Raw genomic sequence first — 15,803 nt, 5'->3', positions numbered from 1 at the left:
GCGATAATAACGACGTCACGGTTCCCATGAGGCAGCTCGTCAACTCACGGCTGATATTCGGCAACCTTCTCAAGGTCGATGCGCCGCATCTGATCGACCGCTACAACAAGGCGCTTGCCGCCTTCGGCCTGCCGCCGACGACCAGGCAGTCCTTCCGCATCGACATGACCGGCTATTCACCGGAGATCGCCGAGGAACTGGGCGACCAGGCCTATCTCGATCCGAACGGGGTCAATCGCCGCTTCATCATCCTGACGCCCGAGCAGGAGCGGCTGCCGGTCATCCATACCCAGTTCTCCAACACCGCAGGGCTGATGCATGATTTCTTCGACGGCAACCGCCGGGTGATTTCGGCGGTGACGATCAAGGATGCCCTGTTCGGCGAGATCGAGGAGACGGTGGCGGTGGTCAACGACATCGAGGACCTCCTGAAGATCGATGAGGTCAGTTTCCGGGTGCTGTCGGCTGACGGATTGCTGTCCAAGGCGTCCGAGCTTCGTATGCTGGTGGATACGCTGACCACATCGAAGGAGGGCTGGCGCGACGATGCGATGCTCGGCCGGATGGTCGAATTGTCGAAGGCGACCGGCGATATCCGCCTCAATCCGCTGGTTCCCGACAAGCTGGTCTTCCCGCACAAGTCCTACTGGGCCGGTCATTTCGGCGGCGTTTTCCTGTTTCATGACGGCACGGGAATGACGGTGATTTGCGACCGCGAAGCGCCGGGCTTCCGTCGCTCCCGGCCATGGGAAGTCAGCTATATCGATATCCGCGATCACGAGCGCATCTTCGACTATCTCGCCAGGTCCGGGCGGCTTCAGCTTCCGCAGGCCTCCTGGGTCGAGACCTCGGGGCTTTATACGCATCGCGCGCTTATGGCGGTTCACGACGTCATTCGCCGGATTTCGCCCGATCTCGATCTGAGCGGGGCGGATGCGGTCTGGCTGCAGACCTGGATCCAGCGCAATGCGCGCGCCGTCGCCGAAGACGGGCTCTATCCGTTTTTCCAGGAGGCGCTGAGAGCACTCGAGCTCGGCGGCACGATCAGGATGAGCGAAGTGGCGGCGGACAGGCGGTTGCTGCTGGTGCGCGCGGATCCGCATCACGAGGACAAATGGCTGGTCAACAGGCTTCTGGCGCGGCTCTCACCTTTCGATTTCGTCAGCCGCTTCATTTTCGACAAGCAGGGCTTTTACGAAACCTACGAGACCTATCCGGAAAATTACCGGTCGCATGTTGTGGCCCATCTTTCAAACACCTACCTTTCCGACAAGGCGGCGCTCAGGGCGCGTCTGTTCGGAATTGACGGAGCCAGAGACAATGCTTGACCCCGTGATTGAATTCTTCGCGCGTGCTTTCAACGCCATCGGACGCGGCATAGGCTGGCTGATCGCAGTCCTGTTGTGGCCCTTCGTGGCGGTCGGGCGCTGGTATTCGCATCGCGGCTGGATGATCCGGCTGCCGATCCTTCTCCTCCTGCTTCTGCTGGTCATCGGCTATGGCCATTTCATCTGGTCGGCGGCCCGCTGGACCAATTATGACCCGGACTATCCCGACCGTTACGCCTTCGTCAGCGGCGGAGCCAATCCGGGCGAGCCGGTCGCCGAAGGCGAGGGCGGCAAGTGCCAGCCTTCCGCGATCGTGCACGTGACGAGCGACCTGATCGACTACAACGTCAACCAGAACACCTGGGTGCCGTCGATGCCGCTCTCGAAGGCGGGCCTGTTTGGGCTCGATTGGAAATACACCCCCTTCCTCGACAACAAGGCGGCCTTCCAGCTCGGCATCAATCAGGTGATCCGTCGCACGACGGTCGAGCTCGTCGACAGGCTGGGCCGTGTCCGGGGAACCTCGCAGATCAACCAGAACCTTCAGGATGCGCGTCAGGCGATGGCCTATGACGAGGATGCCTGGTGGCTGACATTCACGCCGCCTTTCGTGCAGCCGTCGACGCCGGAACGGCAGCGTGAGGCGCTCAAGGCGCTCAATGCATTCAATGCGGAACTGGAGAATTGCACCGGCGAGTTCGACGCCCGTTCCGACAACCTGCTGCAGTTCCTCGATCGCATCACCGGTGACATCGGTTCGACGTCGGATATCCTGCGTCAGCAGATGGAAGCCAGCAACATGGGTTGGCTCGATGTGCGTGCCGACGACCGGTTCTGGTTCACCTACGGCCAGCTCTATGCCTATTACGGGATCCTGCGCGCCACCCAGTCCGACTTTTCCGATGTCTACAAGGACCGCCGGATCGATCTCGTCTGGAGCCGCACCGAGGAGCAATTGCGCGCCGCGCTCAACATGACGCCGTTCATCATTTCAAACGGCAACGAGTCGAGCTGGATCATGCCGTCGCATCTGGCGACCATGGGGTTTTACGTGCTGCGGGTCAGGTCCAACCTGGTCGAAATGCGGGACATTCTCGACCGGTAGGCCGGCTGCAGGCGCAATCGCCGATCAGTTTATCAGGTTGAGCCGGAGAGCCTTGGCGACGAGTTGGGTGCGGTTGACGCAATCCATTTTCCGCATCGCAGAGTTCATGTAGGTGTTTACCGTGTGATCGGACAATGACAGGATCGATGCGATTTCACCCGTCGTCTTGCCGTTGGCAGCCCAGTCCAGGACTTCCAGTTCGCGCGCGGTTAGCCCGCATTCGGTCGACCCGCTCTGGCAGGCTGCGCCTTTCTGCGTGAGGGTCTCGAAAGCCTCGTAGGCGTGAGCGGCAATAAAGCAAAGGCTGCTCAGTTCATCCGCGTTGATCGGTCCCCTCGCTCCACCGAAGGCGACCGCGCCGCGCGAACCGTCACACCGGTGAACGGGGATCATCGCGGTGCAGGTCAATCCTTCCTTGGCGAGAATGGAATGATACTTCCGTTTCCTCGGATCGCTGGAACGCAGGCCGTCACACGAGCTGCACCAGACTTTCGGTGCGGTCGATTTCTGCAAAAGCCGGAAAAGCGCGGAGAGCTGCAGCAATTCGTGGCGGTCGAATTCCTCATAAAACTGCGCGGACATATTCGTCAGGCGAATATAGGGCCGCAAGCTTGCTGCATTTGCATCCGGAACGTCATAGATCGCGAAATGGCTCATGGAGAACTGACTGGCGGTCTCCCGCAACAATCTCGTCAGTTCGATTTCAGAATGGACCGTCCGCAAGCGGTCGAGCAGTTGAACGTGTTCCGCCATGGTCAGATAATGCCGCCGTCAATCTGGCAGGTTCGGGGTGAACCTGATCATGTGTCAGCTTTATTAATACGCGAAATTGGTGCTCGTCACCATCCATGCTCGCTGTGGTCGAGTTTTTTCGTGAACGAAAACAGTTAACACCGTAAGGCTTTAGACGGGAAGCTTGTCGGTGTTCTTGATTTCTTCCATGACCGCATAAGTGTGCGTTTCGCGAATTCCGGGGAGCGAAAGGATCACATCCGAAAGGAAGGCACGATAGGTTTCCATGCCCTGAACCCTTGCCTTGATGAGATAGTCGAAGCCGCCTGCCACCATGTGGCATTCCATGACCTCGTCCGCCTTGCGAATGGCCCTTGCGAACTCGTCGAAGACGTCGGGCGTGGTCCGGTCGAGCTTGACCTCGACATAGACCAGCATGCCCAGATCCAGCTTTTCCGGGGACAACATCGCCTGATAGCCGAGTATGAAGCCGTCGCGGGTCAGGCGCTTGAGCCGCTCGGCGGTTGCGGTCGGCGACAGGTTGATCTTTTCCGCAAGTTGGAGGTTCGTCAGCTTGCCGTCATCCTGCACCGTGCGCAGGATTTTGCGGTCTATCCGGTCCAGGCTTTTGGAATTCACGGCAATATCTCCTGAATGCGAGTTTTATCCCCGTCAGGGTAGCGATAATCGGTGAGATTTCCAATCATGCTTCCAGTATGGTGTGAAAAACACGGGGAGTTCATTCGATGCCTGTTTCCGCCCGCACCACTTTCGACACCAAGCCTGTCGAACCGTTCCACGCGCCGCATGCGCCGGACGACGACCGCCTGATCCGGGCTTTCAGCAGGAAGCTCATACTGACCGAATCCCAGGAACGCTCCATCGATCTGAGAGCCACCCGGATGATCGAAGCGATCCGCGACGGGGCGGGGACGATCGGCGGGGTCGAGGATTTCCTGCGCGAATACGGACTTTCGACCCGTGAGGGCCTGGCACTTATGGTGCTGGCCGAAGCGCTCCTGCGGGTGCCGGATGCGCTCACCCAGGACAAGCTGATCGAAGACAAGCTGCGCGAGGGACACTGGAGCGAGCACGAAGCGCATGGTGAAAGCTGGTTCGTATCGGCTTCCGCCTGGGCTCTGGGCATGTCGGCCCGCGTCATCAAGCCGGGCGAGACGCCGGAAGGCGTCATGCGCGGTCTCGTCAAGCGCATGGGCATGCCCACCGTCAGGACAGCGACGCGGCAGGCCATGCGCTTTCTCGGCCACCATTTCGTTCTCGGCGAAACCATCGAGGATGCCCTGTCGCGCGCGGCGAAGAACGAAGCGCGGGGTTATCGCCACTCCTTCGACATGCTGGGGGAAGGGGCCCGGACCCGCGACGACGCCAGGCGTTATTTCAAGTCCTACGCGGACGCGATTGCGGCGATCGGCAAGGCGGCGAAGAAGATGAATGCCGGAAAGAAGCTGCCCGATCGTCCGGGCATCTCGGTCAAGCTCTCGGCACTTCATCCGCGCTATCTGCCGACCCATGCCGCGAAGGTGCTCGAGGAACTCGTGCCCGACGTGATCGAACTGGCGCAGATGGCGAAAGCGCACGATCTCAACTTCACCATCGACGCCGAGGAAGTGGACCGGCTGGAATTGTCGCTCGATGTCATCGATCGTGTCTTCACCGATCCTTCGCTCGCCGGCTGGGACGGTTTCGGCCTGGCGATCCAGGCCTACCAGAAACGTGCACCGGAAGTGATCGCCCATATCGGCGACCTGTGCCGGTCGACGGGGCAGCGGATGATGGTGCGGCTCGTCAAGGGCGCCTACTGGGATACCGAGATCAAGCGGGCGCAGGAGCGCGGGCTCGACGACTACGCGGTCTATACCCGCAAGGCGGCGACCGACCTGAGCTATCTGGCCTGCGCAAGGCAGATGCTCGACATGCGCGATGTGCTGTATCCGCAGTTCGCCACTCACAACGCCCTGACCGTTGCCACCATCATGGAGATGGCGGGCGAACTGAAGGGCTTCGAGTTTCAGCGCCTGCATGGCATGGGCGAAGTGCTCTACGACAGCCTTATGAAGACGAACGAGCGGGTGTCCTGCCGCGTCTACGCGCCGGTCGGAGGCTATCGCGACCTGCTGGCCTATCTGGTGCGGCGGTTGCTTGAAAACGGCGCCAACTCATCCTTTGTCGCGGTCGCGGGCGACAGGAAAATCCCGATCTCGGATCTGCTCGAGCGTCCCGCGGCGAAGCTTGGCATCGAGGACGGCCGGTCGGCGCGCAACTCCAACATCCCGCTGCCCGGCGCCATCTATGGCGGGCGGCGCAATTCCTCGGGCATCGAATTCGGCGACCGGCATGAACTCGACGAGGTGACGGGCAACATGCAGCGCTCCACCGCTCCGGTGGATGCCGTGCCGCTGGTGCCGGGGCTGACCGTGAAGGGCGAGGCGCTCACCGTCTGCGCGCCGCATGATCCCTCGCTGAAGGTGGGGACTGTGGTCTTCGCACAGCCTTCCGACGTGGATGCTGCGATGGAAGCCGCTCTCAAGGGCTTCAGGACCTGGTCGCGAACCTCGGCCGAGGCGCGAGCGGTCATTCTGGAGCGCGCGGCCGACAAGCTCGAAGCCGAGCGCGACCGGCTGCTGGCGCTCCTGGCGCGCGAAGCCGGCAAGACGATCGAGGACGGCATTTCCGAGGTGAGGGAAGCGACAGACTTCCTGCGCTACTATGCCAACCGCTCGCGCGAGATGTTCGGCGCGCCGACTGCCATGCCTGGTCCCACAGGTGAGGACAACCGCCTGGGCTGGCGCGGACGCGGGGTTTTCGCCTGCATCGCGCCCTGGAACTTTCCGCTGGCGATCTTCCTCGGCCAGGTGACCGCGGCGCTTGCCGCCGGAAATGCCGTGATCGCCAAGCCGGCCGAGCAGACCCCGCTGATTGCCTATGAGGCGATCCGGATCCTGCACGATGCCGGGGTCCCGGGGGATGCTCTGATCTTCCTGCCGGGTGAGGGGGATGTCGGTGCCGCCCTCACGAAACATCCGAAACTGGGCGGCGTGGCTTTCACCGGATCGACCCAGACCGCACAGGCGATCAACCGGACGCTTGCCGCCAAGGACGGCCCGATCGTGCCGCTGATCGCGGAGACGGGCGGCCTCAATGCGATGATCGTCGATGGCACCGCGCTGCCCGAACAGGTGGCCGATGACGTCGTCATGTCCGCCTTCCGCTCCGCAGGCCAGCGCTGCTCGGCCCTGCGTCTTCTCTTCGTGCAGGAGGACGTGGCCGACCGCATGCTGGAAATGATCGAGGGTGCCGCGCGCGAACTCGTTCTGGGCGATCCGATGCTGGCCTCGACCGATATCGGTCCGGTGATCGACAACGAGCAGAAAGCGATGCTCACCGAGCATGTCGAGACCATGCGCAAGACGCAGAAGGTGCGCTTTCAGGGCGAGGTGCCGGCTGAAGGCACCTTCTTCGCCCCGACCATCGTCGATCTGTCCAGCGCCGAGGCGCTCGATCGCGAGATTTTCGGTCCGGTCCTTCACGTGGTGCGTTGGAAGGCCAGGGACCTCGACACGGTCCTCGACAAGATCGAGGCTACAGGCTTCGGGCTGACCCTCGGCGTTCACACCCGTATCGAGGATCTGGTCCGCAAGGTTGTCGATCGCCTTGATACCGGCAATGTCTATGTCAACCGCAACATCATCGGCGCGGTGGTGGGCACTCAGCCGTTCGGCGGTTCGGGGCTTTCGGGCACCGGCTTCAAGGCTGGCGGTCCGAACTATCTGACCCGCTTCGCGCTCGAGCAGGTCGTCTCGATCAACACCGCGGCGTCCGGTGGCAATGCCAGCCTGATTGCGATGGGCGACGGATAGCCCGCTCCCCATGTCGGAAACGGCATGAGAGAGCGGCTGGCCGGAAGTTCTTTCAGGTCGTGCATTCCTTGCCAAAGACGATTAAGGCTTCTCCGAAAGACGGGATTTTTCGGGGAGGCCTTTTCATGGCTGAATTCAGAAGCGACATCGAGATCGCGCGTGCCGCAAGCAAGAAGCCGATCGGCGAAATCGGTGAAAGGCTGGGCATTCCGGGCGAGCATCTCCTGCCCTATGGCCATGACAAGGCGAAGGTTTCCGCAGATTTCATCGACAGCCTTGCCGATCGTCCGGATGGCAAGCTGATCCTCGTGACGGCCATCAGCCCGACACCTGCGGGCGAGGGCAAGACCACCACCACGGTGGGCCTCGGCGACGGGCTGTCGGCCATCGGCAAGAAAACGGCGATCTGCCTGCGCGAACCCTCGCTGGGCCCGAATTTCGGCATCAAGGGCGGGGCGGCCGGCGGCGGCATGGCGCAGGTGGTGCCGATGGAGGATATCAATCTCCATTTCACCGGCGACTTCCATGCCATCACCACGGCCAACAACCTGCTCGCCGCGCTGATCGACAACCATATTCACTGGGGCAACGAGCTTGATATCGATGTGCGCCGGGTGACCTGGCGACGGGTCGTGGACATGAACGATCGCGCGCTGCGCCAGATCGTTTCCTCGCTCGGCGGTCCCGCCAACGGCTATCCCCGCGAGAGCGGTTTCGACATCACGGTCGCCTCCGAAGTCATGGCGATCCTGTGCCTGGCGCGCGATCTCAGGGACTTGCAGCGGCGGCTGGGCAATATCGTCATCGGCGCGCGGCGCGACAAGACGCCGGTCTTCGCGCGCGACCTGAAGGCGGAAGGCCCGATGACCGTGCTTCTCCGGGACGCGATGATGCCCAACCTCGTGCAGACGCTCGAGCATACGCCGGCCTTCGTGCATGGCGGGCCTTTCGCCAATATCGCCCATGGCTGCAATTCGGTCGTCGCCACCCGCGCCGCCCTCAAGCTTGCAGATTACGTGGTCACCGAGGCAGGCTTCGGCGCGGATCTCGGCGCGGAGAAGTTCTTCGACATCAAGTGCCGCAAGGCAGGCCTCAGCCCGGCTGCCGCCGTCGTCGTGGCTACCGTGCGCGCGCTCAAGATGAACGGCGGCGTCGCCAAGGACCAGCTCGGGACCGAGAATATCGGCGCGCTTCAGGCCGGCTGCGCCAATCTCGGTCGCCATGTCGAGAATGTGCAGAGCTTCGGCGTGCCCGTGGTCGTGGCGATCAATCATTTCGCCACCGACAGTCTCAATGAAATCGAGGCGATCCGGAACTATTGCGACGCTCTCGGCGTCGAGGCGATCCTCTGCCGGCACTGGGCGCAGGGCTCGGACGGGACGGAAGAGCTGGCGCACAAGGTGGCCGAAATCGCCGAGAGCGGACAGGCGCAGTTCTCGCCGCTCTATCCCGACAGCATGCCGCTTCTCGAAAAGATCGAGACGGTGGCGCGCAGCATCTATCGCGCCGGCGAGGTGACGGTACCCAAACCGGTTCTCGACGATCTCGCCCGCTTCGAGGAGCAGGGCTACGGCAAGCTTCCGGTCTGCATGGCCAAGACGCAGTATTCGTTTTCCGCGGACCCGAAGCAGCTCGGCGCTCCGACCGGACACACGCTGCCGGTGCGCGAGGTCCGGCTTTCGGCGGGCGCCGGTTTCGTCGTCGCGGTCTGCGGCGACATCATGACGATGCCGGGCCTGCCGCGCTCGCCATCCTCGGAGCGGATCGGTCTGTCGGAGAATGGCGACATCGAGGGCCTGTTCTGAGGACCGACCACGGAAAAACAAGCCCCGCTGAAAGGCAGCGAGGCTTGTCTGTAATAATGACCTGCGGTTTCAGAATGTCTTCGTCAGAGACACACGGAATGATCGGCCCGCCTCTGTATAGTAATCCCGCCGTGTGTCGCTCACGCCGTTGGGAACGCTGACCGCATCCCAATAGGTCTCGTCGAAGATATTGTAGATGCCAGCCTGGAGCTTTAGGCCTTCCACCTGCGCGGGCTCCCACCAGAAGGTCGTATCAAACACCCCGTAAGATGGGGCGACGAAGCCGCTTCCGCTGACATGGTTGCGCTCCGAAGCGGCCGTCAGCGAAACATCCGCGCCCCAATTCTCTTTTGCATAGCCCAGCCCGATGATCGCCCTCAGAGGAGCGACTGAATTGAGGTATTCGTCGGTATCGGTGTCGCGACCTTCGGTCCAGGCAAGCGAACCCCATGTGCTCCATTCATTCGTGATGTTCCACCGACCTGCCAGTTCGACGCCGAAAATATTGACGTGGGCGCGGTTGATATATCCTTGGATCCCGCCGACAGGATATTCCCCACCGGGTGGCGCCAAGGTGACCGTGTCGATGAAGTCGCGGTAATAGGAGTTGAAGACCGTTGCCGACAGAGCAAAATCACCGGAGCTATAATTCGCGCCGATCTCGAAGTTGTCGCTGCGCTCGGTTTTGAGGTCGGGGTTGCCAATTCTGGCATAGGATCCCGGAGCGCCATAGTTCTGATAGAGTTCCGTGACGGACGGGGCGCGGAAGCCTTGAGCCCACTGGGCAAAAACCTCGAGATCGCTTGTCGCCTTCCAGGCAAGGCGCAATTTCGGCGAAATGCCAAAATCGTCGGTAGCTCGCAGAAATGACGGATCGTAGTTCGGGCTATCCTCGTAGGCTGTGGTTGATTTCGGGTCATGGCTGAACCAATCGAACCGAATGCCAGGTGTGAGGGTGAGGCGACCGTCCATCAGCTGAATGTCGTCCTCGACGAAGAAGCCGAGAACCGTGCTGTCGACATCCGGCATGTCTGACGCATTCGTATGCAGGAAACGACAGGTTTGAGGTCCGTATGGCTGGGCGATTGTCTCCCAATCGACGTCCGGACAATTATCAATACCACCTGAATACTGGTGGGTCTGCTGGAGATAGGCTTCTCCGCCAAAACGCAACGTATGGAGGAGTTCTCCGAGGGCCAGATCCCTGGAAGCGTCTGCCGTCAGTCCGTATGCTGTCTGTTCAAGCAGGTTGTCACGGCTATAGACACCATATGGAGGGCCATAGAACAACGCCGCTCCACCGGGAGCAAACATGCGAGGGTCGATCTCGCGAATGCCGTGGGTTGTGCCATTGAGTTTTTGCTTCTGCCAGTAAAGCTGGACGCTCGCTTCATCGACGAAGTCGCTATTGTCGGGAGAAAGGAAATCATAGGATAGCGATAGGCGCTGACGATCGACGATTTCCCCGGTTTTCAGTGTGCCGGGTTCGTAGAGAACGGTGCCGGTATCTGCGGATGTAGTTCCGAGCAGGTTGTCAGTGTCGTCATCGCGCCGGTACAATTCGGCGGTCAGGCCAAGCCTGTGTCCGCCCTCGATATATTGATGGAATTTCGCGAGCAAATTGCCTTGGTCGAAATCCATCGGGTTGGCGATGGTACGATCCGCTTCGTAACCGCCAATGGTACCCTGATTGTCTCGTTCATGACCCTGCTTGTAGCCGCCCTGGACCATGAACCAGCTGTCGCCTGACCGGACCGCGGCGGCGGCCGATCCGCTGATACTCTCGTCGGCGCTGTCATAGGTCGACTTTACTATTCCGCCAAAATTTCTTCCGTCCTTGATGAGGTCTTCGGGATCGAGTGTGCGAATGTTGATCACGCCGCCGAGCGCTCCAGAGCCGTAGCGACTCGAGTCGGCGCCCTTGGTGATGTCGAGCGCGGAGATGCTGTCAAAATCATAGGCGTTGACACCTCCCTTGGCGTCATCCCGCGGGTCTGTCAGCCAAGGCTGGCGGATGCCGTCGACGAGGGTAAGGACGCGATTGTCACCCAGGCCTCGGAGGTTAATGCTTTTGTTGGAAGAGTTGTAATTGACACCGGCGTCAACGCGCCGGGCGAAATCTTCGAAGCTGACAACCTGCCGCTGATCCAAAGTTTCGCGATCCGTGGTCTGGGTCAACGGAGATTTATCCGCGGCCTCTCCTTCACCGATTACGCTGATGGTTTCGAGTTCAGTCGCTCCCGAAGTGGCTGCCTGTGCGAAAGCAGTGCCAGGAAGCGTTGCGAGAAGCGCCAAAGTGCTGCTGCCCGCGAGGATGGCGCGCCAATTAGACCTTACGTACATGAATACCCCCTGTCGGAAGCGCGCGTGGCCGTCCGCGTCTTGCGCTTCCTGAGACTCAACGTGATCGGCTGGCTGTCGGGCGGTAAATCCGTCCAGAGGGCTGGCTTATGAGGTGGTCTTCGAACCTCTGTCCGTGCACCACGATGAAGGCACATAAAAAACATGATCGTTTGAGTCAACAAAAACTGGAGAGCTTTTGTCAAGTTTGGACGGATGGTCGCCGGACAGCCTTCTTTTCCTTTCGTAACCGTGCCCTTTTGCCGCGTTGCGAAAGGGCGCGGTTCCTTGTATCGAAAGCCGCAGACAGGCTTGCCCGCCGCTCATGCCTTGTCCTGCCGCCAATCCAGCACGTTTGTTGCCGCCTGACCGCGCCGCCGAAGGAATGAAATCATGACCGATAGCCAGGTCTCCAATGCCGAACTTTCCAAGACCCATGACGCGGGCGATGACGCCGCCTATCGCAAGGGTGTCCGGCAGACTTCGATCTTCTTCGCGGCCATCATCGGGCTTGCCATCGCCTCGGTTGCGATCTTCGGATTTGCCGGCCTGATCACGTTCTATGTGGCAGCCGCGATCGTCATGCTGGTGACCCTGGTCTTCATCACCTACGACATGGGCTGAGGCAGGGCCGGCCTGCGACCGATATTGCAGGCCGCAACGGGTCTCTGCCAGCAATCCATCTTGCGCGGCCGCGCCCGTTTCGGTAAGGAGAACGCCATGGAATATCGCGCACAGAACATGAACTGGTGGTGGACCCGCTGAAGGCGGTGCTGACCACGCATGTGTGCATGATCAACAAGCCGCCCGGAACAGGTCCAGGCGGCTTTTTTGTTTCGGCCGTCCGCACATGACCAAACGGGCGAAACGGAGGGTGAGATGGTAACGGTGGAACTGGCAGACGGCGGCGAGGGCTACACCACGCGCGGTGGTATCGAAGTCACGCGGCGGCGCAGGCCGACAGCCTATGGCGAGGCGATCTCGAGCTATATCGACAAGCTCGATTCCTGCCGCGGAGCGGTCTTTTCCTCCAACTACGAATATCCGGGCCGCTATACCCGCTGGGACACGGCGATCGTCGATCCGCCGCTCGGTGTCGTCTCGCGCGACCGGACGGTGCGGCTCGAAGCCTATAACGAGCGCGGCCAGGCGCTGATCGCCATCATCGCGCCGAAGCTCCAAGGTCATGCCGATTTCGCGGTCAGTTCCGCTTCGCCCGACCTCGTGGAAATCCAGGTTGCAGTACCCGACCGGAGTTTCGCCGAGGAGGAGCGCTCCAAGGCGCCTACCGTGTTTTCGGTCCTGCGTGTGATCACCGACCTGTTCCATTCGTCCGAGGACGGCAATATCGGCCTCTACGGGGCGTTCGGCTACGATCTGACCTTCCAGTTCGATCCGGTGCCGTTCAAGCTCGAACGTCCCGAAGACCAGCGCGACATGGTGCTTTATCTTCCCGACGAGATCCTCGTGGTCGACCATTATTCGGCCAAGGCCTGGATCGACCGCTATGACTTCGCTCTCGGCAACATCACCACCGCGGGCAGGAACGGCGATATCGCACCGCAGGACTTCAGGTCTGCCGACACGATCCCCCCGCGTGGCGATCACCAGCCCGGCGAATATGCGGAACTGGTGCGCAAGGCCAAGGAGAGTTTTCAGCGCGGCGATCTCTTCGAGGTGGTGCCCGGCCAGACCTTCTTCGAACGCTGCGAAAGCAAGCCGTCCGAAATCTCGCGCCGGCTCAAGACCATCAACCCGTCGCCCTATTCCTTCTTCATCAATCTCGGAAACCAGGAATATCTGATCGGCGCCTCGCCGGAGATGTTCGTGCGCGTCAACGGTCGCCGGGTGGAAACCTGCCCGATTTCGGGCACGATCAAGCGCGGCGACGATGCGATCTCGGATTCCGAGCAGATCCTGAAACTGCTCAATTCGAAGAAGGACGAGTCCGAACTCACCATGTGCTCGGATGTCGACCGCAACGACAAGAGCCGCGTCTGCGAACCGGGTTCGGTGAAGGTGATCGGCCGCCGCCAGATCGAGATGTATTCGCGTCTCATCCACACGGTCGATCATATCGAGGGCCGTCTGCGTGACGGCATGGATGCATTCGACGCCTTCCTGTCACACACATGGGCGGTGACGGTGACCGGTGCGCCGAAGCTCTGGGCCATGCGTTTTCTCGAGAACAACGAGAAGAGCCCGCGCGCCTGGTATGGCGGGGCGATCGGCATGGTGAATTTCAACGGCGACATGAATACCGGGCTGACGCTGCGCACCATCCGCGTCAAGGATGGCGTGGCGGAAGTCCGCGCCGGCGCCACGCTTCTGTTCGATTCCGTCCCGGAGGACGAAGAAGCCGAAACCGAACTCAAGGCCTCGGCGATGATCTCGGCAATCCGGGATGCACGGCTCGGCAATGCGTCGGCTTCCGGCCGCGACGCCTCGAATGTGGGCGAGGGCGTGCGTATCCTGCTCGTCGATCACGAGGACAGTTTTGTCCACACGCTGGCGAATTATTTCCGCCAGACCGGCGCGGAGGTGACGACCGTGCGGTCGCCGGTGCCCGAAGAAATCTTCGATCGAGTTGATCCGGATCTCGTGGTGCTGTCGCCCGGACCGGGGTCACCGAAGGACTTCAATACCAACGCCACGATCAAGGCGGCGAGGAGGCGTGAGCTGCCGATGTTCGGCGTCTGTCTCGGTTTGCAGGCCCTTGCCGAGAGCTTCGGCGGCGATCTCCGGCAGCTTGCGATCCCGATGCACGGCAAGCCCTCGCGCATCAAGGTGTCGCGGAACGGGGTGATCTTCTCCGGGCTGCCGAACGAGGTGACCGTCGGTCGATATCACTCGATCTTCGCCGACTATTCCTCCCTGCCGAAGGAGTTCCGGGTGACCGCGGAAACCGACGACGGCGTGATCATGGCAATCGAACACGAGAAACTGCCGATTGCGGCCGTGCAATTCCACCCCGAATCGATCATGACGCTGGGGCAGGATGCCGGCATGCGCATGATCGAGAATGTGGTGGCGCATCTGGCCAAGCGCGCGAGGGAGCGCGCCGCCTGAACCCTTGAGACTGGGAGAGCGGAATGTCCTTTCAGATGGCCGACAACATGCGAAAGGGTGGCTGGCACGTGGCGGCCGCATGCTCCATCGTCTTGACGGCCGGTCTGGCGCATGCCGGGGATCCCCTCGTCGAAGAGGGGCGGGAACTCGTCGAGTTGAACTGCTCCAATTGCCATGCGGTTGGCGTGCGTGATGCCAGCCCGCACGATCAGGCACCGCCGTTCCGTACGCTTTCACGCCGCTACCCGCTCGATGCGCTGGAAGAGGCATTCGCCGCCGGACACATCACCTCGGGCCATCCGGACATGCCGGATTTCGTTGCCCGTCCCGACCAGGTCGAGGCCATCCTCGCCTATATCGATACGATCCAGGAGGACTGAGGTTTGACACAAGGGGCAACCCTGGTTCGGCGGCTCGCCTTCTGGACGATCCCGCTGGCCTTCATCGTGTTCGGATTGAAGCTCGGCGCCTGGTACATCACCGGGTCGGTGGCGCTGTTGTCGGACGCGCTGGAATCCATCGTCAACGTGATCGCGGCGCTGGTGGCGTTTTTCGTCATCGGCTATGCGCACAAGCCGGCTGACGAGGGCCATCCCTACGGCCACTCGAAGGCCGAATATTTTTCCGCCGTCATCGAGGGGGTCCTGATCGCGCTTGCCGCACTCATGATCGTCAACGCGGCCTGGCCGGCCATCATCGAGCCGGAACGGATCGAGGCGCCGCTCGCAGGTCTGGCTGTCAATGCCGTCGCAGCAGTCATCAACGGTGTCTGGGCCTTCATTCTGATCCGCGAAGGCCGAACCCACCGCTCTCCGGCACTGGCAGCCGACGGCCATCACATCATGTCGGACGTCGTGACCTCGGGCGGCGTCATTGCCGGCCTGGTGCTGGCGCTCGCGTTCGACATGCCAATCCTCGATCCGCTGCTGGCGCTCGTTGTGGCCTGCAACGTTCTCTGGCAGGGCTGGAAGGTCATCAGTACCTCGATCGACGGCTTGATGGACCGGGCGATCGATCCGATGGAGGAAAGCCGTATCCGTGACGTGATCGCGGCCAATGCGACCGGCGCCATCGAGGCGCACGACATCAAGTCGCGAGTGGCCGGAGCGGTGCGTTTCGTCGAATTCCACCTCGTCGTCGACGGTCAGATGACCGTGGAGGAAAGCCACGAGATCTGCGATCGGCTGGAAAGCGTGATCAAGGCCGAAGTACCGGGTGTCACGGTGACAATCCACGTCGAACCCGCGTACAAGGCCAAGGAGGAAGGCGTGCTGATCAAGTAGCGCGCCGGAGGAGAAAACCGGAATTCCTTGACTTTGCCGCTTTTGTCAGGCTTATGCGGCGTAACCGGATGGGGGCCACTCGGCCGCTCTCGCGCGTAAGGACCAGCCAATGAGGGCTGGCGGCGCGAACTGATCCCCCTTTTCCCACCTGAAGAATCAACGTGCATCCGGCGGCGATGCGCAGAAACAAGACCCCCCGATGCGCAGTCCCGCGCACCGGGTGACACTCGTTTGCCGAACGCAATGGTGGCGCTGTTTGATGA

11 protein-coding genes are annotated in these 15,803 nt (G+C 61.4%); 8 read left to right on the top strand and 3 right to left on the bottom strand.

All coding sequences use genetic code 11. The features are described from left to right. Window positions 1-26 precede the first annotated feature (26 nt). Complete coding sequence (locus E2A64_RS17285) at window positions 27-1,328, top strand: DUF6638 family protein (protein WP_133285763.1); 1,302 nt, start codon at window positions 27-29, stop codon at window positions 1,326-1,328. Continuing rightward, window positions 1,321-2,433 carry a DUF2333 family protein gene (locus tag E2A64_RS17280; RefSeq protein ID WP_133285762.1) on the top strand — a complete coding sequence of 371 codons (1,113 nt, stop codon included), beginning with the start codon at window positions 1,321-1,323 and terminating at the stop codon, window positions 2,431-2,433. The genes E2A64_RS17285 and E2A64_RS17280 overlap by 8 nt, the downstream gene beginning before the upstream one ends. 24 nt (window positions 2,434-2,457) lie before the next feature. On the opposite strand, the gene E2A64_RS17275 is transcribed toward E2A64_RS17280, so the two are convergent. Both E2A64_RS17275 and E2A64_RS17270 read right to left on the bottom strand, forming a co-directional pair. Continuing rightward, on the bottom strand, window positions 2,458-3,186 hold the full coding sequence (locus tag E2A64_RS17275) for a helix-turn-helix transcriptional regulator (protein WP_133285761.1): 729 nt from the start codon (window positions 3,184-3,186) through the stop codon (window positions 2,458-2,460). A 150-nt stretch (window positions 3,187-3,336) separates the two neighbouring features. Beyond that, a complete protein-coding gene (locus E2A64_RS17270; protein WP_244598352.1) occupies window positions 3,337-3,804 on the bottom strand; it encodes an Lrp/AsnC ligand binding domain-containing protein in 468 nt (155 codons plus the stop codon). A 107-nt stretch (window positions 3,805-3,911) separates the two neighbouring features. Between E2A64_RS17270 and putA the strand changes: the two genes are divergently transcribed. Further along, the gene (gene putA / locus E2A64_RS17265) at window positions 3,912-7,043 is read left to right on the top strand and encodes a bifunctional proline dehydrogenase/L-glutamate gamma-semialdehyde dehydrogenase PutA (RefSeq protein ID WP_133285760.1); all 3,132 of its coding nucleotides are present in this window, start codon (window positions 3,912-3,914) and stop codon (window positions 7,041-7,043) included. Window positions 7,044-7,168: 125 nt separating this feature from the next. Continuing rightward, window positions 7,169-8,848 carry a formate--tetrahydrofolate ligase gene (locus E2A64_RS17260; protein ID WP_133285759.1) on the top strand — a complete coding sequence of 560 codons (1,680 nt, stop codon included), beginning with the start codon at window positions 7,169-7,171 and terminating at the stop codon, window positions 8,846-8,848. A 69-nt stretch (window positions 8,849-8,917) separates the two neighbouring features. Here the strand turns inward: E2A64_RS17260 and E2A64_RS17255 are convergent, their stop codons facing one another. Next, on the bottom strand, window positions 8,918-11,191 hold the full coding sequence (locus tag E2A64_RS17255) for a TonB-dependent hemoglobin/transferrin/lactoferrin family receptor (protein WP_133285758.1): 2,274 nt from the start codon (window positions 11,189-11,191) through the stop codon (window positions 8,918-8,920). 390 nt (window positions 11,192-11,581) lie between these two features. On the opposite strand from E2A64_RS17255, the gene E2A64_RS17250 reads away from it, so the two are divergent. The 4 genes from E2A64_RS17250 to E2A64_RS17235 all read left to right on the top strand — a co-directional run bounded on the left by E2A64_RS17250 (window position 11,582) and on the right by E2A64_RS17235 (window position 15,540). After that, window positions 11,582-11,812: a hypothetical protein gene (locus E2A64_RS17250; protein ID WP_133285757.1), complete on the top strand. Its 231-nt coding sequence runs from the start codon at window positions 11,582-11,584 to the stop codon at window positions 11,810-11,812. Window positions 11,813-12,067: 255 nt separating this feature from the next. Beyond that, the gene (locus E2A64_RS17245) at window positions 12,068-14,257 is read left to right on the top strand and encodes an anthranilate synthase (protein ID WP_133285756.1); all 2,190 of its coding nucleotides are present in this window, start codon (window positions 12,068-12,070) and stop codon (window positions 14,255-14,257) included. Between the two features lie 23 nt (window positions 14,258-14,280). Beyond that, a complete protein-coding gene (locus E2A64_RS17240) occupies window positions 14,281-14,637 on the top strand; it encodes a c-type cytochrome (protein WP_244598350.1) in 357 nt (118 codons plus the stop codon). 3 nt (window positions 14,638-14,640) lie between these two features. Next, complete coding sequence (locus E2A64_RS17235) at window positions 14,641-15,540, top strand: cation diffusion facilitator family transporter (protein ID WP_133285755.1); 900 nt, start codon at window positions 14,641-14,643, stop codon at window positions 15,538-15,540. Window positions 15,541-15,803 lie beyond the last annotated feature (263 nt).

The sequence above is a fragment of the Pseudohoeflea suaedae genome, assembly GCF_004354915.1.
Taxonomy (GTDB): Bacteria; Pseudomonadota; Alphaproteobacteria; order Rhizobiales; family Rhizobiaceae; genus Pseudohoeflea; species Pseudohoeflea suaedae.
This window is presented reverse-complemented; position numbering and strand designations above follow the sequence as displayed.